The sequence below is a fragment of the Bacillus cereus group sp. MG16 genome, assembly GCF_040459875.1.
Taxonomy (GTDB): domain Bacteria; phylum Bacillota; class Bacilli; order Bacillales; family Bacillaceae_G; genus Bacillus_A; species Bacillus_A paranthracis.
Genome location: NZ_JARVHE010000001.1, coordinates 3,004,663 through 3,028,328 on the forward strand (window position 1 = coordinate 3,004,663; position 23,666 = coordinate 3,028,328).

Here is a 23,666-nt window from a genome sequence, read left to right on the forward strand (position 1 = left end):
AGTAAAACTTTAATCAGTAGATTTACCATTAATACGGAATAAAATAGAAGGAGAGACTTCTACAACTAAAGCCTCTCCTTCTTATAAACTATATTACTCTCCCTGCTTTTTAACCATATGTAAATACAGAACAAAATCCATCATTGTCGACGAATGACCAAGTTGACGAATCATCGCTGTTATATTTCCTCTATGATATGTACCATGATTTACAACATGTTGTACTAACTCTAAAATTGAAGTTTCTAATTTTCCTACATATGGATTCTCGATAACAAATACAGCATTCACATCTTGTATTGTACTTAAAAAGTCTTTATATTGATCTGCCATGTTTTCAAACATTTTTTCTAATTCATGTAACGATTTGTTTTCCATTTGTTTTCGTAAATCTTCTCGGCCTTGTATTGCTTCATTCATACTTTTACCATGCAATATGTGTAACCACACTTGATCTGTAATATAAATATGGGCAAACGTATCCTTGATTGATGGAAATACACTCTGCATCTGTTCAGTAAAAATCGTCTCATAGTTTGGTAATTCTTTTAGTCGATTGAATAATCGTAGATTAGCCCAAGCATGGTAATCCACTTGTTTTAACATGTACTCTTTCAATCGAAATCGCCTCCTTATTGTATGAAACGAATAGTTTGTTTCTTTATTTCTGATTCTCTATCAGCTTTTGCAATTCCTTTTTCTTCAATTTCTTGTTTATTTATAGTTTTATATTTTACATACGTATGAAATTCCGTTTGAAATGGAAACGGTGTAATCCGAATTGTTTCCTTGTCCACCCATTCAGCTTGTATAGGTTTCTCCTCCTTACTATTAAACATTTCTGTTCCTTCAAAACCATCTTTAAACAAATCAATTTCCTCTTCCTTTTCTACACCCGGTTTATTCATACAGACATATAAAGAAAGTTCATCGCAAAACTTTAATAATCTATAATGTTTATCGAACATCGCAAATTGTTCTTTTGTTAGCGTCGTCAATATTCTTTTTTGTCGTTCCAATTCCCCTGTATAAAATGACATCATCTCTTCATCTTCCTCATTTAATGGAAATGATAAAAAATGCTTACTACAAAGTAATGCTCCGTATGGATTGGAATCTTCAATTTCATTCAAACCAATCGTATAAAAGACAAAACGTAATGAACTTGGACAATCCATAAATGTATATGGGATATTTTTAGCATCATTTAAAATTGGTACTTTATCAAGTTCTATCCATCCTCTATCATGCTCATATATTGCATCAATTGTCTCTTTTAAATATGTGTCATCTTCAAAAAAATCTTCTTTTATATGCTTTGCAATCTCTCCAGCTAAAAAACCATGATCATGTTGACGAATTAATGTACTTTCTTTCTCATCCTTTTCACGAAAAATCATCCGTATACTCCCCCTCATCCTCATATTATAGCGTTTTGTATGCATCATTTCTTAATTAATCCCTAATTATTAGCAGGGATTCAGTTTCCTGCAACGAAATTAACATAACTATATAGCATTCTTTCTAACAATATAAATAGCTTTATCTTTACTATCTATTATACTAAATCATTCATTACAAAAAATTTTTTATGAGGTGAAAACATGAACAAAACAGAATTAATTAAAAATGTCGCACAATCAGCTGATATTTCTCAAAAGGATGCTTCTGCAGCTGTACAATCTGTATTTGACACAATTGCTACTGCATTACAGTCTGGCGATAAAGTTCAATTAATCGGCTTTGGAACTTTTGAAGGTGCGGGCTGTTGCTCAATAACTAGTGCTGTCTAAACGTCACTCATGACAATCAGGTGGTAGGACGCAAGTCCGAAAACTAGGAAATGAAGCGGGATTCAACCTGAATCCTAACTGCACCAATCTTATGGGTGAATGAAAACACACCCCTTATCCAATATCACAACCAGGATAAGAGTCTGATACTCCTACGTGCGACGAGGTGATAGCACACCAGATTGTGCGGAGCTAGGTAAAGTCGTAATCCACGTTGCGTGTGGCTCTTCTATTATAAGAAGACCTCAGGTCTTGAGGACGTAACAATGATGCGGGACTCCACAACTAAATATGGCTAGGAGACGAACCCTTGCGTGAAGCGTCGATAGTTCCACCTCCCCTTGTCACAAAGGGGATACAGAGTAGGTGTGATGAAATTCTCTTCAATAATTTCATCATCCAAATCTTTAAATGGATCTGGAATTTGAGAACAATTCGTGGTATTAAACTCAAATCAGACCTAACGGCGTAAAGAGGGAGCCTAAGTTTAGTTTATAAGGAAAGATAGTGCGGAACAGTCGAGAGCAAGTAATCACAGGAGGTATGCTATTACCAATGAAGGTGATGAAAGCAGTCAGTGTCCCATAGTAGTGTTGATGGTATGCCATTAGTAATATAGAAGTAATTCTATATGAAGGATATAAACATACCGGAGCAAAGGGGACTAGTCGGTGTTAGAATATAGCGAAAATCGACGTACGACAATACGAGGCAAGTCCGAGTCAAACAGCTAACCTATCAGTAACTACTATTAATAGGAGTGATGATATGGGGTTCAAAGGTCGTACAATCGCAGGCGAAAGAGATTTATTAGGATTCCAAGATAAAATGTATCAGGTGGCTTTAGAAGGAAAACCCATCTACAATCTAACCGAGTTCATGAAATCCGAACCAGTTATCGATAAAGCCATACATAACATCAAATCCAATCGCGGCTCTCAAACCGCAGGAGTAGATGGGACAACCATCAATGACTATCTCCAAATGGATAGAAAACAACTTATCAACCTAATACAATCTCAAATCGACAACTATAATCCAAGCACGGTAAGAAGAACCTATATTCCTAAAGGAAATACAGGAAAACTCAGACCACTAGGGATTCCTGTCATAGTTGATAGAATTATTCAAGAGATAGCAAGAATGGCTATCGAACCTTATTGCGAGGCTAAGTTCTATCCTCACAGTTATGGTTTCAGACCATACAGAAGTTCAGAACACGCAATCGCTAGAATAGTTCAGAATATCAACTCGAAAGCCTATATAGCCATCGAAGGTGATATCAAGGGTTATTTTGACAACATCAACCATAATAAGCTACTCGCGATATTGTGGGAAATGGGGATAAAAGACAAGCAATTCCTCTTCCTCATCAAGAAAATGTTAAAATCTAAAATCCTTGACAATGGAAACATAATCAGCTCAGACAAAGGCACACCACAGGGTGGTATTATCAGCCCTTTGTTAGCAAATGTTTACCTAAATAACTTCGACTGGATGGTCAGTGATTTATGGGAATCGCATTCGGCAGTGACCACTTATGCTGCTACACGAAATGGTAAAACGGTTGAGGAAAAGAATTACCAATTCCTTCGAAAGAAATCTGTTGCCAAACACTACAAGACGAATCTTGTAAGGTACGCGGATGATTGGATAATCCTAACGGAGACAAAAGAGTATGCAGAAAAACTTCTCACGAAGTTACGAAAGTATATGAAACACCAACTCTCCCTTGAACTATCGGAAGAAAAGACGGTCATCACGGATTCTCGTGAGGAACCCTTACACTTCCTTGGATTCCGAATCAAAGCCGAACCGAAGCGTTTGGATGGTAAGATTGTCGGAAAAGTCTATCCTGACTGGAAGAAAATACTGCCCAAGGTTAGCGAAATAAGTAAAGATATTTCCCAATTACGGAGGACCAAACACCTCAAACATAGAGTCACTAAGATTGAACTAATCAACTCTAAAATAATTGGACTGTCTAACTATTACAGTATTGCTATGTCCAAACGGACATTTTCCAAAATCGACCACATACTGTTTAAGTCAACTTACGGGAGTTTCAGAAAACTCTATGGTAAGAACCATACTAAACAGATTTACAAATGTTGTGAACTTACAAATAGGGCTGTAAGGCACGATAAGTACAACTCCAAAACATATGCTGAAACTTATCAGGATACTATCGTGGGTATAACTAAATGTGCAATCACAAAGATTGAATACGCTAGATTGTTTAATCCAACGTGGCTACCTTACACCCCTTCGGGACGAGACCTTTGGCACGATGCTCATAACAAAAGGCTAAAGTTACATCTCGAAGACATATGGGTTAACTATGAAAAATTAAACCTATATGCTAACCACAACAATCACAAGCACAACTTTGAGTACTTTATGAACAGACCGTATGCCATAAAGCGTGATAAAGCCAAATGCTCCGTATGTAAATCATTTGTTTATCCTGAATCGGTGGAAGTCCACCACAAGAAACCTAAATTACCTTTAGAATTAGTAAACAAAGTGTCTAACTTAACAACGCTTTGTCTTCGATGCCACAAATATGTCCATAATAATGTACAAGTTATGGAACTAAATCCTAGCCAGTGCAAAAAGGTCAACAAATTAAGAAAAGAATTAACAATGACTGTATAGGTATAGTTGTAAAAATGTGCGACGAGAAGTATCTATAATGCCCGTACAAAGGTGACGATGTACAGGGTAAACATTTGTATCTACATCGATGGAACGCCGTATGCGCTGAAAGGCGCACGTACGGTGTGAAGTGGGGGAAAACGTGGAGTTGCATAAACAAAACGTTACCTATCACTATTGCGTGAAAGATCTGCTCGTACAGGACGTAATCCACAAACCGGCGAAGAAATTCAAATCGCTGCTGGTAAAGTTCCTGCATTTAAAGCAGGTAAAGAGTTAAAAGAAGCTGTGAAATAAACAAGAAACCAGCCATTTTATAGGCTGGTTTCTTGTTTTAATTTAGTAATTGCTTTATATTTTCTGCATGATACACCTCGCAAATATAAAATATGCATCTGCAGTTACTTACAATTTGATATTTTCTTGTTGGATACACATGCGCCGAAACAGAGCATCCATCGAACAATTCAATAATATTCCCAGAAGGCTGATATCCTTCATATAATACGTTCCTTCTTACTTCCATCTTTTCTATAAGTTTTTCAACTGGAATGTTTCCACTCTCTAGCTCCATCTTTATTGTATTTGGTAAAAACGAGGTATCCGCAAAAATGAGATTTTCAGATAACACTTTTCCTTTATAGCTAACATGAGATACACGATAAAGAAATGTTCCGTTTTTATCAAAGAAGTTCTTCGCTTCTTTCGGGATGTACTGTCTATCCAGCACCTCTTGTTCTAAAACATCAAACTGAACTGTATCATTCAATAACTTTTCTAAAGCATGAATAGATGATGTATCTCCAGAAAATAAAATATTTTTAATTGCTTGTACATTATAAGTGGATTCATTTGTTCTATTTTCCGCTACTAGCATGAGGAACACCTCTTCTATAAAATATTTTATTAAACTTATTTATAATTTAAAAGCGCTACTGCATCCAGCTGTATGATTTCGGTGACTTCTTTACTACATATTGCAATTGAAGCTATATAATCTACACTTGGCCTTAAATCTCTCATCACTGTATTTTCTACTAACTCTTGTCTATCCTGAAAAACTAACAAGTTTGGAGGATCATTTGGAGCTGATATAGTAATATCCACTGGTGGAATCATTAGACCTTCACCTGTCGCTTTGAGCACAGCTTCCTTTCTAGTCCAATATGTTAAAAAACCTTCTATTTTTTGTTCATTAGGTAACTTCATAACTTGCGCTATTTCAATGTCGGTTAATACGCCTTCTGCCATTTTCATAACATCAACATCTGGATTCATTTGTTCAACATCAACGCCTACAGGTGCAGACTTTGTAAATGCAACTACAACCCACTCACCCGAATGTGAAACCGATAACTGCGGCATCCCCTCTGGTAATTGTGGTCTACCATGTTGTAGCTTACATACTGGGCACATTCGATTAATTGGAACTTGAACCGGCGACATAGAAAGCATTTTACCTAGAACTAATCTACTAATTACACAGCCTATTATAAAACGGGCACGATCTGCCGAATGATGATATGAATTTGCTTTTTCTCGTTCAACATCATTTAGTAAATTGTAATGCCATGATTGTAAATCCAAAATCCTTCCCCACCATATTTGACAATCATTCTCATTCAAAATTGGTATAGAATCTACAACTTTACTTTCTATCATGTAAACTCTCTCCTTCTAAATACCCAATGTAGATTAATTCCAAAATACTATTACCAAACTTATTCATTGACAATTTCTTTCTCTTTTTGTAATACAGGTAACGGTTTTTTCTTCTTTTTTGACATTACCTCTTTATCAGAAATACGTAAAGAAAATAGTAATGCTACGAGTAAAAATATTGCTGATCCAATTAATGCTGCTTGATATGGCAATAAATCTGAATGAGTATTATGTTGTACACTGCTATTTCCAAAACCGGCTAGTATACTAGCTAAAACAGCAACTCCTATAGCTGAACCTAATCGATTTTGCACATTAAATATAGTAGTTGCTCTCCCCATAGAAGGCGGCGTTATATTGTTAAATGCAGAAAATTGAACTGCTCCAACTGATTGGCCTAAGAAAATACCTATGCCAAACAATAATACCCGTATTTGCCAAGGGTTCGTATCGTGATTTACAAAACTTAATAAAATAAAGATAATCGCCGTACAAATTAACCCTATAGAAATTACCTTACGAGCTCCTAATTTCTTATATGACCATGGTACGATCTGTGACGATATCATTAATCCAATGGCCTCTGGGAATGTAGTAAGGCCTGATTCCAGTGCGGATACCCCTATTACATTTTGATACATAAGCGGAAAAACAAATAACATTCCTAGTAAACCAGCTGAAGAAAACAATGAAATAAGACTCATTTTTCTAAAGACTGGTTCTTTTAATAAGTTTAAATCTAGCATCGGTTGCTTTACTTTAAGTTCTACAATGATAAACAGTGTAATAAATACAATCCCAGCTATTCCAGTACTTATAACCTCTGTAGAAATCCAGCCTCTTGATGGCCCTTGACTGAGCGCATAGATTAGCATCGCAAACCCTGGTGCTGAAAAAACAAAACCGAGGTAATCAAAGCGACCAGCTGATTTTTCAATATGCTCTTTTAAAAATAGAAGACCGAATAGTAACGCCATAATTCCAAATGGTAAATTAATATAAAATGCCGAGCGCCAAGACATTTGATCTACAAAAAAGCCCCCAATAATTGGTCCTACTGCCGGTGCAACAGCAATTGGCAACACAATAAACCGAGAAATTTTCGGCCTTTCCTCTGGTGAAAATGTTCGGAATAACATCGCCATCCCAACTGGTGTTAAAAGCCCCCCACCAGCACCTTGAATAATACGAAAAATATTCAATGAAGTAATATCGTTCGCTATCCCACATAACGCAGATGCGGTTGTAAAAACGAAAAGAGCAGTTAGAAATATCCTTTTCGTACCGAATCGATCTCCTAGCCAACCAGAAATCGGAAGGAATACAGCTAAGCTAACTAAATACCCAACATTAACTGTCCCCATCGCAGATGGTGGCACTTGCAGTTCCTTACTTATCGTTTGTAGTGCTACATTTACAATCGTTGCATCCATGGCAGCCATAAACATCGCTGTTATATATACGATGCTTACAACTACTTTTGGATTTATTTTTGCTTTCATTATCGTTTTCCTACTACTATGTTTTCACCAGCTTGATTACTTTTTGGATTCAAATCTGTCCAGGTATTTTCAACATATTGTAAGCAATCGTGCCTGCTAGCTTCTTCATGTACGACATTCCATCCAATAGGTACATCAAGAAAGACAGGCCAGAGAGAATACTGGCCCTCCTCATTTATTAATACTTTATATGTGTAATTATCGTTTTCAAATGGATTCGTCATACTCTACTTACCCCTTTCTTATTCTGCAAATATTTCGCTAATACTTGTCCAATTTCCGTAAGTGGACCTGGCTGACATAGATCTTTATGTCTACAGTCAATATCATGCTGCACAATTTTCCCATCTAAATAATTTAGCCACGTATTTGGAGAAATAGGATCAAACCAGTCTGGTATAACAGTAGATCTAAAGAATAAAATATCTCCATTATAAACTTTCGGTACGTATCTCCCTAATAATCCTACCGAATTTACATATGTTTCTTTCAAGTTCAATATAGTCTCTTCTTCAAGACTTGCTAATGCACTTCCATCTTTACGAAGGATTTCAACTGCACTTTCCATCGTAAGTGGTTTACCATCCATGTTATCTGGGTCATATCCGCCTAAAGCAAGTAATGCGATTAATGCTTCCTCTTCAGTAGGCGCTTCCGTATTCGGTAGGAAGTGACCAGGATAAGAATCTAGCATAACGAGTAATTCTACTTCTTCCCCTTCATTTTGTAGTTGCGCTGCCATTGCATGCACAACATTTCCTCCGAGCGACCAACCGAGTAAACGATATGGTCCGTGAGGCTGTACTTCACGAACGTGTTTTAAATAATCCGCTGCCATTTCCTCTAAACTTCTTGGAAGTTCTTCATTTTTAGCGATACCACGTGCTTGTACACCATAGATTGGATAATCTGTTCCTAAAGATTTCATAAGTCCTGCATAGCACCAACTTAATCCACCTGCTGGGTGTACACAAAATAGTGGCAATTGGTTTCCGCTTGCTCGTAACGGAAGCAACACATCGAGTGCACTGTGTCCATTTCCCACTTCAAGTCTTTCAGCAAGGCCTGCAACAGTAGGTGCTGCAAATAAAGTTCCGATATTTAATTCGATCCCAAGTGCTTCTTTAATACGGCTCATAAGCTGCACTGCAAGGAGTGAATGACCACCTAAATCAAAGAATCCGTCATCAATTCCAATTTGAGGTACACTTAGCACTTCTGTAAACAAGTCACATAACATTTCTTCTTGCGGTGTTCTTGGTCCACGACTAGAAGATGATACGATAAATTCTGGAGCTGGCAATACCTTTCTATCTAACTTACCGTTCGGAGTTAAAGGGAACTCATTTACTACTACAAAAGCGTATGGAACCATATAATCTGGTAAACTACCACTAGCAAACTGACGCATTTCATTCGTATCAATCGCTTCATTATTTGATGCGACGATATAAGAAACTAATCGTTTATCCCCTGGTTGATCTTCCCGTACAATAACTGCTACTTGCTCAACTGTAGGGTGTTTCATTATGACCGCTTCTATTTCTCCTAATTCAATTCGGAATCCACGAATTTTTATTTGATGATCTGCACGTCCTATATAATCTAGCGTCCCATCTTGACGCCAACGTGCTAAGTCTCCAGTACGATACATTCTTGTACCTGGCTTGCCAAATGGATCTGCAATAAAACGTTCTGCAGTTAAACCTGCCCTTCCTAAATATCCACGAGCAAGCCCTGCACCTGCAACATACATTTCTCCAACTACTCCAGGTGGCACTGGTTGTAAATAATGATCTAATACGTATACTTTAAGGTCAGGTATACTGCACCCAATTAAACTATTTGCTCGTAAAGAAACGGTACTCTCATCTAGCTCAATATAACTAACATGTACTGTCGTCTCAGTAATACCGTACATATTAATAAGCTTCGGTGCGTTATGAGGATGTCGACTATACCAATCTTCTAATCGACTTAGCTCAAGTGCTTCACCTCCAAAAATAACATATCGTAAAGATAATTGTTGGCCAATCTCTTCATTTTCACGATCTGCTTGCATCAATTGATAGAACGCTGATGGAGTTTGGTTTAAAACAGTTACCTTTTCTTTAACAAGAAGCTGTAAAAATTCTTTCGGCGAGCGACTTACAGTATGTGGAACTACAACTAAACGCCCTCCGTATAATAAAGGTCCCCAAATTTCCCAAACCGAGAAATCAAAAGCATATGAATGGAACATCGTCCACACATCATTTCCATCAAACTGGAACCAATGATCAGTTGCTCCTAAAAGTCTTACTACATTTTGATGAGGTATCATAACGCCTTTCGGTCTACCTGTTGAACCTGATGTATAAATAACGTAAGCAATATGTGATGGAGTTAATGGCTTCACGCGCTCCATTTCATCAATATTGTCTTCACTATGTTTCTCAATTTCTTCTATTACTTTTACATTATCAACTAAAACTTTTAGTGCCTCATTACATTCAATTTCCACTTCTGAATTCGTTAAAACACATGATGGTTTCGCATCGTGTAGCATAAACGAAATACGGTCTGCTGGGTAATCTGGATCTAACGGAAGGTATCCAGCACCAGCTTTAAGAACAGCTAATAAGCTTACAACCATGTTTAATGATCTTGGCATCGCTAAAGCAACGAGTTGATCAGGACCAATTCCTTTTGTTATTAGGAATCGAGCTATTTTATTTGCTTTTCTATTTAACTCTTCATAAGTTAATTTCTTATTTTCAAAGGCGACAGCAATAGCATTTGGATTAATATGAACCTGCTTTTCAAATAATTGTGGCAATGTCATTTCTGGTGCAATTTGAAAACCACCATTCCACTTTTCTAACACTGTATTTTTCTCTGCTAAAGTTAATATTTCTAATCTGCCAATGGATTGATCTGGATTTGTCGCCGCATCATCTAATAACAAAATGAATCGTTCTATTAGTTTTTGAACCGTTTCATGTTTATATAAATCGGTACTAAACTCTAGTAATCCATGTAAACCGTTCGGAGTACCATCAACCCCGTTACTCTCACTAATTTCAAATGTTAAATCAAACTTCGCAGAGCCAACACTTTGAATTTCAAGGCTCGCTTCTATATCCGGGACATCAAAGATTGCTTCTGGCGTATTTTGGAAAGCTAACATAACTTGAAATAGCGGATGACTATTTCGAGTACGCACCGGGTTTAACACTTCAACGAGTCGTTCAAATGGAACATCTTGATTTTCATAAGCTGCAAGATTTGCCTGCTTCACTCTATTTAATAATTCTTTAAAACTTGGATCTCCTGAAGTATTTGTACGTAACACTAATGTATTTACAAATAAACCAACAATATCTGAAAGTACATCATCATTTCTTCCAGCAATCGGACTTCCAATTGGTATATCAGTGCCTGCACCTAATCTTGTAAATAGTGCACTTAGTCCTGCTTGCAATACCATAAACAAACTAACTCCGTTTTTCCGTGCGAGCTCTACTAACCTACTATGCATACCTGCATCTATATGAAAATGAATTGTTTCTCCTCTGTAACTCGTTTCCATTGGACGCTGATAATCTGTAGGTAACTCCAATTGATCTGGTAATCCCTTTAACTCTTTCTTCCAAAAATCTAATTGTGTTGAAATGAGACTTTCTTGTGTAGTTTCATCCCCTAACAATTGCTGTTGCCAAAGTGCATAATCTGCGTATTGAACTGGAAGTGTCTCCAGCTGTACTTTGTTCCCTTGACATCGCGCTTTATACGCCGCTGTAAAATCTCTCGTTAACGGTTGTAACGACCAGCCATCCCCTACAATATGATGCAATAGAATTAGTAATACATGTTCGTTTTCATTCACTGTAAATAGTTGCATACGAACTGCTGGTTCAACATCGAGGTTAAAGCTATATCTTACCGCCTCCGCAAGTACACTTTCTAATTCATTTTTACATGTATTTGTTATAATCATTTCAAGATTTAAGTTTTCCATATGTAAAATTTCCTGATAGGAACTACCTAATACGTTAGGGAAAATTGTTCTCAGTGTTTCATGTTTCTCGACTACATCATAAAAGGCACCTTGTAATGCTCCCTCGTTCAACTTTCCAGACAAACGAATGACTAACGGAATATTATAAGTAGGACTTGGACCTTCTAAACAATGTAAGAACCATAATCTACGCTGTGCAAATGAAAGTGGAACTTCATTTGGCCTACTTACTTTCTTAATCGCTGGTCTTGCAGTTTTTGCTCGATCCAATTGTTTCGCTAATTCAGCAACAGTTGGCGATTCAAATAGTTTTCCAATTCCTAATTCGACACTTAACGTTTCACGAATTCTTGCCATTAAACGCGATGCAAGAAGCGAATGTCCACCCATTTCAAAGAAATTATCATCAATGCTAATGCGAGAAACACCAAGTACTTCTGCAAATAAATGACATAATATTTCTTCTTTCGGATTTCTAGCAACTCTCTCATTGTTCATGCCATTAAAATCAGGAGCAGGTAATTTCTTTCTATCAACCTTTCCATTTGGCGTTAATGGTAATTCTTCTAGCAATACAAATGCTGATGGCACCATATAATTCGCTAAACTTTCTGAAATATAAGAACGAATTTCTGAAAGATGAATCGTTTCCTTCTCTTCGGCAACAATATACGCAATGATTCGTTTATCATTTGGACGATCTTCTCGTACCATAACCACTGCTTGCTTAACATTTTCATGTCGTTGTATTACCATTTCAATTTCAGCTAATTCAATTCGGAAACCACGAATTTTAATTTGATGATCTGCGCGGTTCATGTACTCTAAAACACCATCACTGCGCCATTTTACTAGATCACCTGTACGGTACATGCGCTGCCCTGGTTTTCCATAAGGATTTGCAACAAACCGTTCAGCTGTTAACTCTGGTTTTCCTAAATATCCGCTTGCAAGTCCTTCCCCTGCAATATATAATTCACCAATAACTCCAGGTGGAACTGGTTGTAACCCTGCATCCAATACATACACTTCTGTATTGCAAATTGGCTTTCCGATAGGAGGTATCCCCTTTTCACTTTCTTCAATGTTCATGAAGGTAGACCAAATCGTTGTTTCAGTTGGTCCATATAAATTAGTTAATGAACAACCTAATTCTTTTAATTTATTTGCTAAATGCGCTGGAAGAGCTTCACCACCAACTAGTATGTTTAGCCCTTGTAGCTTCTCTGGATAATCAGTTACTAACGCCTGCCAAAGCGTCGGTGTAGCCTGCATAATGGTCACTCTTTCTTCCTGTAAAAGTGTCGTTAATGCAGAAGGCTCTTGAATGTCTTCCTTTTGCGCAATTGTTAAACTTGCACCACTAATAAGAGGTAAATAAATTTCTAGAGCAGAAATATCAAACGCAAATGTTGTAACTGCTAATAAATGATCATTTTCATGTAATGACAACATATCGTCCATGGCCAATAAAAAGTTACTTAAAGCTTTCATAGGAACAATTACACCTTTTGGGTTACCCGTTGAGCCTGAAGTATATATTGTATAGGCTGGGTTTAAAAGTGATACATCATTCTTACATTCTATATTCATGCGAGAATATGTATGTAATGCTAGTTTCGTTTCTTCGTCATCTAATACAATTTTTTTCATATCATTTTCTATAACTAACTTAGATGAAACAGATGAATGCGTTATGATACAAACTGGTTTTGCATCATTTACTATATAATTTATTCGCTCAGCTGGGTATTCTGGATCTATTGGTAAATACGCTGCACCAGCCTTTAAAACTGCTAGCATACTAGTTACCATTTCTATTGATCTTGGAAATACTAAAGCTACAAACTGATTTGGTCGTATTCCTTCTTCTACTAAATAATGTGCTAGTTCATTCGCTCGTTCATTTAGCTCTTTATACGTAAAGTTTACACCGTCACAAGTAATCGCTAGTTTATTTGGAGTTTTTTGCACTTGTTTTTCAAATGATATAGGTAGACTGATTAACTCATCGTCTTCCTTCGTTTCATTCCATTCCAATAAAACTTTATGATTTTCTTCAGGAAGAGTAATATTTATTTTTCCAATCGACTCGTCTTTTTGATAAGCATTTATCATTAATTCTAATAATTGCATAAATCTTTCTTTATGCAATGCTAGCTCCACACCATTATATACTTCCGGATTCGCATCAAAATGAATCATTAGCTCATTTTGATCAAAACGTTTATATACATTTATTGATAAATCATCGACAGGTCCTGCTGATAAATTATGTGTAATACCACGATTCCCACCAAAGTTAAGCCCGTAATCAAAAGGCATAACATTCACTAACGGTCCAAATAATCTTTGATTTTCACCTAATAACTTTAAGTCTCTTCTTAATTCCTCATGACGGTATTTATGATGGCGACGTACATCTTGGATTTCTTTAGAAACTTGCTGTAATAATTCTACGAGAGTTATATTTGGAGTTACAGTAAGACGAAGTGGTACTAAATTCATTACCATACTCGGTGTATGAATAGATGCAGAACCTAGACGCCCCATCATCGGTAAACCTAAAACAATATCATTTTCACCTGTTAATTTATGCATATAAATACTTGTTACAGCGACAATGAATTCCGGCCAACTTGTTAACGAAATATTGATATTTTCTAGTAAAGTTTTCGTACTAGAACTAGATAAATAAGCTGTTTCACGTAAAAATCCATTCGATGTTCTCGGTGCTCGTTCTGCCAAACTTACAACTTCTGGTTCATCCGCAAATTTTTCTAACCAAAAAGCACGATCTTCCTGAAATTGTTTAGACTCACGATACTCCATATCTTCTTGCACAACTTTTGCAAGAGAACCAAATGTCTTTTCATTCTTGTTTGTTTCTTCTATAAGTGATGTATACTCATTCGCTACCTTTTGGCTAAGAAGTGAAAATCCATAGCCATCCATCACAATGTGATGGATGCGCTGATACCAAAAGAAACGGTTATTTTCAACTTGAATAAGTGCTTCAATAAATAAAGTATCTTTTTTCAAATCGACTGGCATAGATAAATCATTTTTCATCCATGCTTTAGCAGCCCCTTCAGGATTTTCTTCTTTACGAACGTCAATAAAATGCATATGAAACTGTGATTCTTCAATAACTTGCCATGGGCCAATTTCATCCTCTTCGAAGCGAACATGAAGTGCTTCTGCTTCCATTACAACTTTACGTACAGCTAATTCAAAAATGTCTTGATGAATATTTCCGTTTATTTCTACATATTCCCCAGTATTATAAATTGGATTAAGTGGATCTAATTTTTGCGCAAACCACATACCAGACTGCGCAGATGATAACGAATGACGAACCTTTTGACTATTAGGCATTCTTCACTACCCCTTTATTATGTAGTCTATATTAAAGTACACGTTCTGTTTGCAGAGATAATAAGCGATGCCAATCAACAACCGTTGGGTTCTCTGCTAAATCCGCAAAAGTAATCTCCTTTCCTTCGCGACGCCACTTCTCTACTAAACTCATAATTCTGACCGAATCAAGTCCTCTATTTAATAAATCTTCATCAGTCCCAACACTCTCTACTGGTTCACGAAGTAATTGTGCAACTAGTTCATGTACTTTTTGTAAAGTGATTTCATCATCATCTTTTAAACCTTGTAACTCTGTTAACAAACTGTTAGTTGATGTCGTTACTGCACATCTATTTGACGCATACTCCAACGCTTGTTTATGATGTTCTAGTGAAAAATCAGCAACTGCATCCGCTACAAAGAACGGCTGAATTCCATCCATAAATGCTTCACAAGCTGTTAAAAGGCAGCCAATATGCGCATAAATACCGCAAATAATGAGTTGATCTCTTCCTTGTTCGTTTAAAATTTCTAATAGATTTGTCTTTTTAAATGCACTATATCTCCATTTTGTTAAGAATATATCATCCTCATCAGGAGTAAGTTCATCGACAATTTTCTTTTTATCTGGTCCAGCAGGAATACCGTCCCCCCAAAAATCTTGTAATAACCCTCGTTGTTCTAACGTTTGTCCACCTGGTTGAGCTGTATAAACAACTGGTATACCAAGTTCCTTACATTTTTCTCTTATCACCTTAATATTTGAAATGAGTTCTACTTTCGGTGACTCTTTATCGCTATATGCATCAAGAAAATATTCTTGCATGTCATGGATTAGAAGAACCGCACGTTTCGGATCTGGTTTCCAATCCACTTTATTTTTTGGTAGTTCTGATTCAATTGGCATTTTATATACTGAAATAGATGGGATAGCCATCTAATCACTTCCTTCCGGTTTTTATTATTGTTTTACTGTAATAAGTTTTTCAGCAATGACTTTACGTAATTCTTTTTTGCTTACCTTTCCAACGCCTGTTTGCGGGAATGATTCAATAAATTCAATTCGATCTGGAATTTTATAAGCCGCTATACCACGTTCTCTTAAAAACATTTTTAATTCACTTACTGCTGGAACTTGTCCGCGAGCTATAACAAAAGCACAGGTGCGTTCACCTAAATAATCGTCAGGCATAGATACAATTGCTACGTCATGGACCGCATCGTGTGCTAATAGATGATTTTCAACTTCTTCCGCAGCAACTTTCTCACCACCACGGTTAATTTGATCTTTATCTCTTCCTTCTACAATGATGTATCCTTGTTCATTTACTTTTACAAGATCACCTGTGCGATAAAATCCATCCTTTGTAAATGATCGTGCATTATGCTCTTCGGCTTTATAGTAACCACGAATTGTATATGGACCTCGTGTTAATAAACTACCTACTTCGCCAGGTTTTACATCGTTGTCATTTTCATCAACAACTCGTACTTCATCGAGTGTAGACATTGGTCTACCTTGTGTATGAATAATAATTTCTTCCGGATCATCTAATCTTGTATAGTTCACTAATCCTTCCGCCATACCGAACACTTGCTGTAATGTACATCCAAATGTAGGGCGTATACGTTTTGCAACTTCAGCACTAAATTTCGCGCCACCTACTTGAATCACTTCTAGACTCGATAAATCGTTATTACGTGAAGATGCAGCATCAAGCCATATCATTGCTAATGGCGGTACGAGAGCAGTAATCGTAACTTTTTCTTTTTCAATAAGTGCAAATGCCTCATCTGGACTACCTCCAGTTGCCAGCACTACTTTTCCACCCGCATAGAAAGTTCCAAATGTTCCAGGAGAGCTCATCGGGTAATTATGTGCTACTGGAAGAACGGCCATATAGACACTCTTTGCACTTAAATTACAAATTTCAGCGCTAACACGTAAACTATAAATATAATCATCATGCGTTCGAGGAATTAATTTAGAAAGTCCTGTTGTCCCCCCTGATAATTGGAGAAACGCAACATCACTCGGCTGAACTTCTGGTAATGGAACGGGATCTATATATAAATCACTTATGTTCACAAATTCTTCTTCTTCTCCCACTACAATTACATGTTGTAAAGTTGGCACTTTCTCTTTCACTTCTCTTGCTAGTTTTCGATAATCAAAACCGAGAGCTTTATCTGAAATAACGTAAGCACTCGCCTCACCAAACTCACAAAAATAACTAATTTCACTACTTCGATGTGAAGGTAATGCAAAAACAGGAAGTGCCCCAATTCGAAATAGCGCAAAACATACTTCGAAAAACTCAATAACGTTAGGTAGCTGGATTACAACTCGATCCTCTTGCTTTATTCCTAAATTCAGTAGCCCTGAAGCTAATCGATCTACTTTTTTATCAAACTCACTATACGTAATATGCGTATTACCACTTACAACTGCAATTTGATCGCCATATTTTTCAGCTCGCTCTCTTAACATCCCGCCAAATGTTTCCCCAAGCCAACACCCTTCCTCTCGATAACGATCAGCAAATTCTTTTGGCCATTTTGTATAACCTGTTAGCATTCTTTCTGCCCCCTACTTTTCATTAAGTGAACTATCATTTAATCCTAATGCTTTCAACATTGTTTGGAACTTAGCTGATGTTTCTGCTAATTCATCTTCTGGTTTTGACTCAGCAACAATGCCCGCTCCTGCATATAAACGGAGTGTATTTTCTTGTACTTCAGCACAACGAATTGTAACAATCCATTCACCGTCTCCATTTAAATCACTCCACCCTAGCATTCCTGTAAAGAATTCACGGTCAAATGGCTCAATTTTTTGAATCGCCTCTCTCGCTTCTTCCATCGGTGTGCCGCAAACTGCTGGCGTCGGATGAAGAGCAATTGCTAATTCCAAAGAAGTAGTATTCGGATCCTTTAGTTCACCTTTCACTTCAGTAGATAAATGCCACATCGCTTCACTATGAATAACGGATGGCTTTTCCGGAACATGTAATGTATGACAGTACGGACGAAGCGCTGTAGCAACTGCTTCTACTACTACCGCATGTTCATGTAAATCTTTTGGAGAAGAAAGTAATTCCTCTGCTCTTCTCTTATCTTCAACTGAATCCTCACTACGTGGCCTTGAACCAGCTAACGGATTAGAAATGACTTGCATACCATTACGTGAGACGAGTAATTCAGGGCTCGCTCCAATTAACGTCTTACTATTCTCATTTTCATCTTTCGATACATTCACAGCAAATGTATATCCATGCTTATTATGCGCTGCTAATTCTCGAAGAAGTTTTTGCTTATCAATCTTTTCGGAAGAATTAACATCTAACGATCTGGATAGAACGATTTTCTTTAAATCCCCGCCCTTTATTTTTGCAATTCCTTGCTTCACACCATTCATATACACTTCAGGCGCTGGTACAGGCGTCATTTCGAATGTTAAGTTCTCATTTATTTCAAGCTGATTTGTTGTATCCAATTGTAATCGCTCAGAAGTCCTACTATATTCTGGTACGATAAGTTGGACTTCTTTTCTACGATCAAATGGCAAAGCACCGACAACGATAGGATTCGGATTTCCGGCTTGTTTTGCATTACATAATACTGCTTGTACAAGTTTTGGGAAACTTTCAATTTCATGATGCTTTACTGTAGTAAACTCTCCTTCTGCTAATATCGTTCGAGTTGGTGAAGCAAAAAAGAATGAAGATTCAGTCTTATAATCTTCTAGTAATTTTTCTGACAGTTCCTTTACAGCCGTAAATTCCTTCATTGTATAGTAACCCCCTGAATTTTTTATTAAACGCCTAATGTAGCTCCGCCATCAACACATAAATTATGCATTGTAATATGACTAGCTTTATCTGAAGCTAAAAACAATACTGCTTCAGCAATTTCTGAAGGCTGTGCAATTTTTTGTAACGGTATACCGAGTCTATATGTACTTTGAGAACCAGCAATTATATTTTTTTCTCCATTCTCATCAGCCCATAGTAGCTTTTGCATTTCAGTTTCAGTAGAACCTGGAGAAACTACGTTACAGCGAATGTTATACGCTGCAAGTTCTAATCCTAAACATTTCATAAACATCGTCGTAGCAGCTTTTGATGCAGCATATGCAGCCATCTCCATTCTCGGCGTATTTGCTGCATTTGAACCAACTGTAACAATTGCCCCTGACTTTCTTTGCATCATATGTTTACTTACTGCTCGGGACATATAGAAAACTCCTGTAGAATTTACAGAAAACGTTTTATTCCAATCTTCATCACTTAACGAGTGAATCGCTCCCATACGTAAAACCCCTGCAACATTTACTAATATATCTATTGGCGCTATTTCATTTTCAATATCATTTACCATCTGTTCAACTGCGGTACTATCACTCACATCTAAGCAAAACGTTTTCAAATGTATTTCATTTAAGAGTTCGTTTAATCCCTCTTCATTTTGATCAACCGCAATAACTGTAGCTCCTCTTTCTAAAAACATTTTAGCAACAACACTACCTATACCTTGAGCTGCACCTGTTACTAAAACAGTTTTCCCATCAAATTCCCCTAAGTTCATTTCCTCTATCCTTTCATTTAAAAATCAATCTAATTAAACAAATAATGATAATGATTATCATTATCGATGTAAAAAATAATACACTTACTAAACTAATTGGTCAAGTGTACTTTTCATTAAAATATTATTCATTGATAATGTTTTTCATTTAACGTTCTTACACCGAAATGATAATATTTCTCAATAAACTTGTCAACCTATTTTTATTTTTCAGATAAAAACTTTAGTGCTTTTCAATACAATTACATCTAAAAGTATTAATAAATACTTACATTAATACTTTAATTCTTACTCCTCTTTGTAAAAATTGAAGATGATAAACTGAAGATCTCTTCAGTTACAAAGCCTTAACAAAAAGTCGAGCATTTATTTTCTCAATATTTGTCTGAAAATATATCTTGCAAACATCAATTCATATTTTCTTTATTATTTAAGATTTAATACATATTTCGAATACGATGTATCGATTTATTATATTCCAATATAATCCAAACGGATATTTCACTCACTTTTATATCAAAAAAAATAAAAAGTAATTTAACCTTGTTAAAATAACTCAAAAAAGCACCCTATTTAACAGGATGCTTTTTCGTAACTATAGTGTTATAGAAGATTTATATACTTATGCTACGCTGCGATACTCTTCTTCTTGTTCTTTTTTCTGTTTAGGTGCTCGAATTAAAATTGCGATAATGAATGACACGACACATAGTACGCCAATCACCATAAAGGTTGGTTTGAATCCACCTAGAAGTGCACCGATAAAGGAACCTGCAAGCGCTCCAAATCCAAATCCTTGATACACAATTCCGTAATTCTTACTATGGTTTTTCATACCGAAGAAATCACCAACAATAGCTGGGAAAATAGTAATATTTCCACCAAAGCAAAACGCTACACTTGCTACACATACGAAGTAGATACCGTAATTCAAATCTACGAAACTTAGAACTAATACCGAACTCGCCATAACCACAAAAGTACCCGTAACGATTTTCAAACGACCAATTTTATCTGATAACGGTCCTAGAATAATACGACCTAATGTGTTAAATATTGCAACCATAGCCACCGCATTAGCTGCTGTCGCTGCACTAAGCCCTACAAGTTGAACACCAATGTCTTTTACCATACCAATTAAGTATAAGCCACTCATACATGATGTAAATAACATGATGAATAATAAGTATACTTGTTTTGTGCCTAACATTTCTTTCACTGTATATTCATGAGTGTTTGTTTCCTGAACTGCACCTTGATCAGCAGCTTGATGGATTAAACAAGCTCCAAGGACAATCATAGCTGTAACAATTAAACCCCAATATATAAACGCTTGCGATACACCAACGGAATCGATTAACTTTGCATTTATATATTTGAAAATTAAGCTACCTGTACCATATGCAGCTACAGATATACCAGAGATTAAACCTTTACGTTCAGGGAACCACTTAATTAAATTAGATAGTGAAGTAATATAAGCTGTACCATCTGCGTAACCTACAACAACTCCTGCTAGTACATAAAGCAATATTAACGAAGAAGCTTGTGAACTAAGTACTAATCCTAGTCCTAATGCTAGTCCAGCTATCATAATAAGTTTACGAAGTCCCCATTTTTCTTGCAATTTACTTGCAAATAAAGTTGAAAATGCTAAGGAAAGACTAGTAATTGAGAAAGTTATCGCAACCGCGTTAAGACTCCAACCGTATTTACTAACTAAAGGCTGATTGAATAAACTCCATGTATATATCGTTCCAAGTCCCATTTGAACTATGACTGTACCAAGGACAACAAGCCATGGATTAACCTTTGATTTTTTCATACCTTTCTGCCTCCTCTTTCTATTTCAATGCTTTTCGCTAAGTCTTGTTTTTTTATGTTCATTTTGGTCATCTCTTTTGATTTAACACCTTCATTGTATAAGATGTTTTCAGTTATGTAAGCACTTACAAGACAGGACGTCAAAAACATGGAATCAGTTACAGAAAACGAAGGATGAAATACAAAAAATGTTTTTTAAATACGTAATAGTTGTTCATATTGTTTTGTATAAGTTAAATTTACATATGTTTTTGAATCCTTTTTTCAATAGTAAAACAATAAAACCGTCTCTTTAATAAATATTAAAGAGACGGTTTTATTAAATTAATTCATAAGCCTGACTTTCTTTATACATTTATAATTGTTTCTTCAAATGTAATAATTGGCTCTACAAATTCCATCATAATAAAAGCATTTTCAATACGTCTTGTTAAAACTTCTTTTAATTCTGCACACATTTCTTCTGTAAGTAATTTTACAAATACAAAGTTGTGATAATACATCACACTCTTCTCTTTACTTAAAGGATTTAAAAACATCCCCTCTTTTGTAACGAGAGCGTTAGAATGCCCCGCTAAAGCTGAAAGAAATGTCTCTAAAATTTTTATTTCTCTTTTTGAAAATGCTTCTTCACAAACTACTTTAATATTCATTTCTGTTATCATTTATATATTCCCCCAACCATTTTTTCACAAGGGGATACTATTAAATCTTTACACAACTCCCCTTGTCGTTCAAAAAATTCACCAGAAAACTAAGTTGACTAACTTGTTTTTTCCCTTTATTCATATAAATCTCTCCTTTCGTATATATTACTTCTCCATTTGTAATTGATTACCTTTTTATATTGAAGTTTTTCTATGTTTTTAATTGGAATTCCACCAAAAAGAGATCTTATTCCTAAACATATATTTTTTTGTACTCCTAAAAAACCCTTACTTATTTACTTTACGTTTTGGGCTACATAGTATTTGTCTTTTAAATAATTTGTTTAGCTGCAGTATATATTACATAGAAATATTGTTTCACTGATGCTGAAAACAATTTACTTTGCTTATAATAAAATATAAATTTTAGCATAGGAGTACTTTATACTCTTCTATTAGACTACAAATATTTTTTTGAAAAATAAAACTAAATATTCACTAATATACTTATACGTGGTTTAATATATATAATAAAAAATATTTCTGTCTTTAATGAGGAGGTACTATGAAAGCAAACGTAGGGGATACTATACTTTTTCAACGAAACAATTTAAAGATTACAGGATCTGTATTAAAACTTTATACTGAATCGGTCTTAGTTGAAATTACAAATGTAAGCGGTGGTACTTTTGAATTTGATCGAACAATTGTAAATCATAAAAACTATAAAGTTTTAAATGCAAATACATAAAACAACACAAAATAGCCCCTGCTCACCAGCAGCGGCTATTTTATATAAAAATACTTCATTAGTTTATATATCCTAAAACATTAACAATCTTACTCGCTTTTAAATTATTAATATGATAATAAATTTCTAAACCTCTTCTCTCTGCTCGTAACACTTTACCCTTCATTTTTGATAAATGTTGTGAAACAGTAGATTGCGGGATGTTCAGTAACTCTGTTAATTGTGTTACATTACAAGTTTTTCTTGTACTTAATTCATTTACAATTTGCAGTCGGATTGGATGCGCCATAATTTTTAAAATATCTACATCTTCTTCTGAAACTAAAGTTTTTTTCATTTCACTTGTATATGTTGTCATAAGACATTCCCCTTTTATATGAATTCCATTTTTATAAGATCTATTTCCAAAATTTTTAAAACCCTCGATTAAAACTTTCATATAGAAATAAAAGGATTTTAAATTTTTGAAAACAGAACTTACATTCACTTTATTTATTTGGTACATACACATAATACAATGTTAATATGTGCTCTATGTGAAGTTCGCATAAATTTGTGATGAAGATTTATTTAGCCACTCGCATCCTACTCAGCTAATTATCCTCTACATAAAATCATCAGTTATTTTAACACATTTTAGGCGTTTGTATATACTATTTATAAAACAACTTTTATAAAGGGGGATTCATATGCCTACAGCGTTACAAGAAGAAGTCGAAGAAGCACGGGAAACATATGTCAGTCGTATCATCTTAGTTGGAGGATCGACTTTATTTTTAGTAGGCGGGGTTATATCGGCAATTTCAGCTTTTAAAGCTTATAATCGTTTGGAAAATACGCCGCCTTCTACAGATAACTCATAGGTAAATTATCTAATTTTGA

General features: G+C 35.7%; 17 protein-coding genes and 2 pseudogenes. 5 read left to right on the forward strand and 14 right to left on the reverse strand.

Annotated features, from left to right (window positions below; all coding sequences use genetic code 11):
• Nucleotides 1-93: 93 nt before the first annotated feature.
• Both QCI73_RS15540 and QCI73_RS15545 read right to left on the reverse strand, forming a co-directional pair.
• Nucleotides 94-618 carry a DinB family protein gene (locus QCI73_RS15540; RefSeq protein WP_000666447.1) on the reverse strand — a complete coding sequence of 175 codons (525 nt, stop codon included), beginning with the start codon at nt 616-618 and terminating at the stop codon, nt 94-96.
• Between the two features lie 14 nt (nt 619-632).
• Entirely contained in the window at nt 633-1,400 is a 768-nt protein-coding gene (locus QCI73_RS15545; protein ID WP_000577275.1) for a DUF3891 family protein, read from the reverse strand.
• 204 nt (nt 1,401-1,604) lie between these two features.
• On the opposite strand from QCI73_RS15545, the pseudogene QCI73_RS15550 reads away from it, so the two are divergent.
• From QCI73_RS15550 to QCI73_RS15560, 3 genes and pseudogenes are all read left to right on the forward strand, one after another.
• Nucleotides 1,605-1,757 (forward strand): annotated as a pseudogene (locus QCI73_RS15550) (HU family DNA-binding protein); the annotation flags it as partial.
• An 804-nt stretch (nt 1,758-2,561) separates the two neighbouring features.
• A complete protein-coding gene (gene ltrA, locus QCI73_RS15555) occupies nt 2,562-4,451 on the forward strand; it encodes a group II intron reverse transcriptase/maturase (RefSeq protein WP_016098481.1) in 1,890 nt (629 codons plus the stop codon).
• A 177-nt stretch (nt 4,452-4,628) separates the two neighbouring features.
• A pseudogene (locus QCI73_RS15560) lies at nt 4,629-4,748 on the forward strand (HU family DNA-binding protein); the annotation flags it as partial.
• Between the two features lie 37 nt (nt 4,749-4,785).
• Here the strand turns inward: QCI73_RS15560 and QCI73_RS15565 are convergent.
• The 11 genes from QCI73_RS15565 to QCI73_RS15615 form a co-directional block, all read right to left on the reverse strand.
• The gene (locus QCI73_RS15565; protein ID WP_262726170.1) at nt 4,786-5,328 is read right to left on the reverse strand and encodes a cold-shock protein; all 543 of its coding nucleotides are present in this window, start codon (nt 5,326-5,328) and stop codon (nt 4,786-4,788) included.
• 35 nt (nt 5,329-5,363) lie between these two features.
• Nucleotides 5,364-6,113: a 4'-phosphopantetheinyl transferase Sfp gene (gene sfp, locus QCI73_RS15570; RefSeq protein WP_262726171.1), complete on the reverse strand. Its 750-nt coding sequence runs from the start codon at nt 6,111-6,113 to the stop codon at nt 5,364-5,366.
• 59 nt (nt 6,114-6,172) lie between these two features.
• Entirely contained in the window at nt 6,173-7,615 is a 1,443-nt protein-coding gene (locus QCI73_RS15575; protein ID WP_353823296.1) for an MDR family MFS transporter, read from the reverse strand.
• Nucleotides 7,615-7,839, reverse strand: a complete 225-nt coding sequence (locus QCI73_RS15580) for an MbtH family protein (protein ID WP_353823297.1) — start codon at nt 7,837-7,839, stop codon at nt 7,615-7,617. Before QCI73_RS15580 ends, QCI73_RS15575 begins: the two co-directional genes overlap by 1 nt.
• Complete coding sequence (locus QCI73_RS15585; protein WP_353823298.1) at nt 7,836-14,993, reverse strand: amino acid adenylation domain-containing protein; 7,158 nt, start codon at nt 14,991-14,993, stop codon at nt 7,836-7,838. Before QCI73_RS15585 ends, QCI73_RS15580 begins: the two co-directional genes overlap by 4 nt.
• A 31-nt stretch (nt 14,994-15,024) precedes the next feature.
• Nucleotides 15,025-15,912 (reverse strand): isochorismatase, encoded by an 888-nt coding sequence (gene dhbB / locus QCI73_RS15590; RefSeq protein WP_001007245.1) that lies wholly within the window; start codon nt 15,910-15,912, stop codon nt 15,025-15,027.
• A gap of 24 nt (nt 15,913-15,936) precedes the next feature.
• The gene (locus QCI73_RS15595) at nt 15,937-17,553 is read right to left on the reverse strand and encodes a (2,3-dihydroxybenzoyl)adenylate synthase (protein WP_353823299.1); all 1,617 of its coding nucleotides are present in this window, start codon (nt 17,551-17,553) and stop codon (nt 15,937-15,939) included.
• 12 nt (nt 17,554-17,565) lie between these two features.
• Nucleotides 17,566-18,765, reverse strand: coding sequence for an isochorismate synthase DhbC (dhbC, locus tag QCI73_RS15600; protein ID WP_353823300.1), 1,200 nt, complete (start codon nt 18,763-18,765; stop codon nt 17,566-17,568).
• Nucleotides 18,766-18,791: 26 nt separating this feature from the next.
• Entirely contained in the window at nt 18,792-19,562 is a 771-nt protein-coding gene (gene dhbA, locus QCI73_RS15605) for a 2,3-dihydro-2,3-dihydroxybenzoate dehydrogenase (protein ID WP_353823301.1), read from the reverse strand.
• Between the two features lie 622 nt (nt 19,563-20,184).
• Nucleotides 20,185-21,387 (reverse strand): L-lactate MFS transporter, encoded by a 1,203-nt coding sequence (locus QCI73_RS15610; RefSeq protein WP_242303661.1) that lies wholly within the window; start codon nt 21,385-21,387, stop codon nt 20,185-20,187.
• 346 nt (nt 21,388-21,733) lie between these two features.
• Nucleotides 21,734-22,051, reverse strand: coding sequence for a hypothetical protein (locus QCI73_RS15615; protein WP_353823302.1), 318 nt, complete (start codon nt 22,049-22,051; stop codon nt 21,734-21,736).
• Between the two features lie 547 nt (nt 22,052-22,598).
• Here QCI73_RS15615 and QCI73_RS15620 point away from each other — a divergent pair.
• On the forward strand, nt 22,599-22,784 hold the full coding sequence (locus QCI73_RS15620) for a YkvS family protein (RefSeq protein WP_000646792.1): 186 nt from the start codon (nt 22,599-22,601) through the stop codon (nt 22,782-22,784).
• Nucleotides 22,785-22,842: 58 nt separating this feature from the next.
• Here the strand turns inward: QCI73_RS15620 and QCI73_RS15625 are convergent, their stop codons facing one another.
• Complete coding sequence (locus QCI73_RS15625; protein WP_000214794.1) at nt 22,843-23,142, reverse strand: ArsR/SmtB family transcription factor; 300 nt, start codon at nt 23,140-23,142, stop codon at nt 22,843-22,845.
• A 331-nt stretch (nt 23,143-23,473) separates the two neighbouring features.
• On the opposite strand from QCI73_RS15625, the gene QCI73_RS15630 reads away from it, so the two are divergent.
• Nucleotides 23,474-23,647 carry a hypothetical protein gene (locus QCI73_RS15630; protein WP_001141668.1) on the forward strand — a complete coding sequence of 58 codons (174 nt, stop codon included), beginning with the start codon at nt 23,474-23,476 and terminating at the stop codon, nt 23,645-23,647.
• Nucleotides 23,648-23,666: the final 19 nt, after the last annotated feature.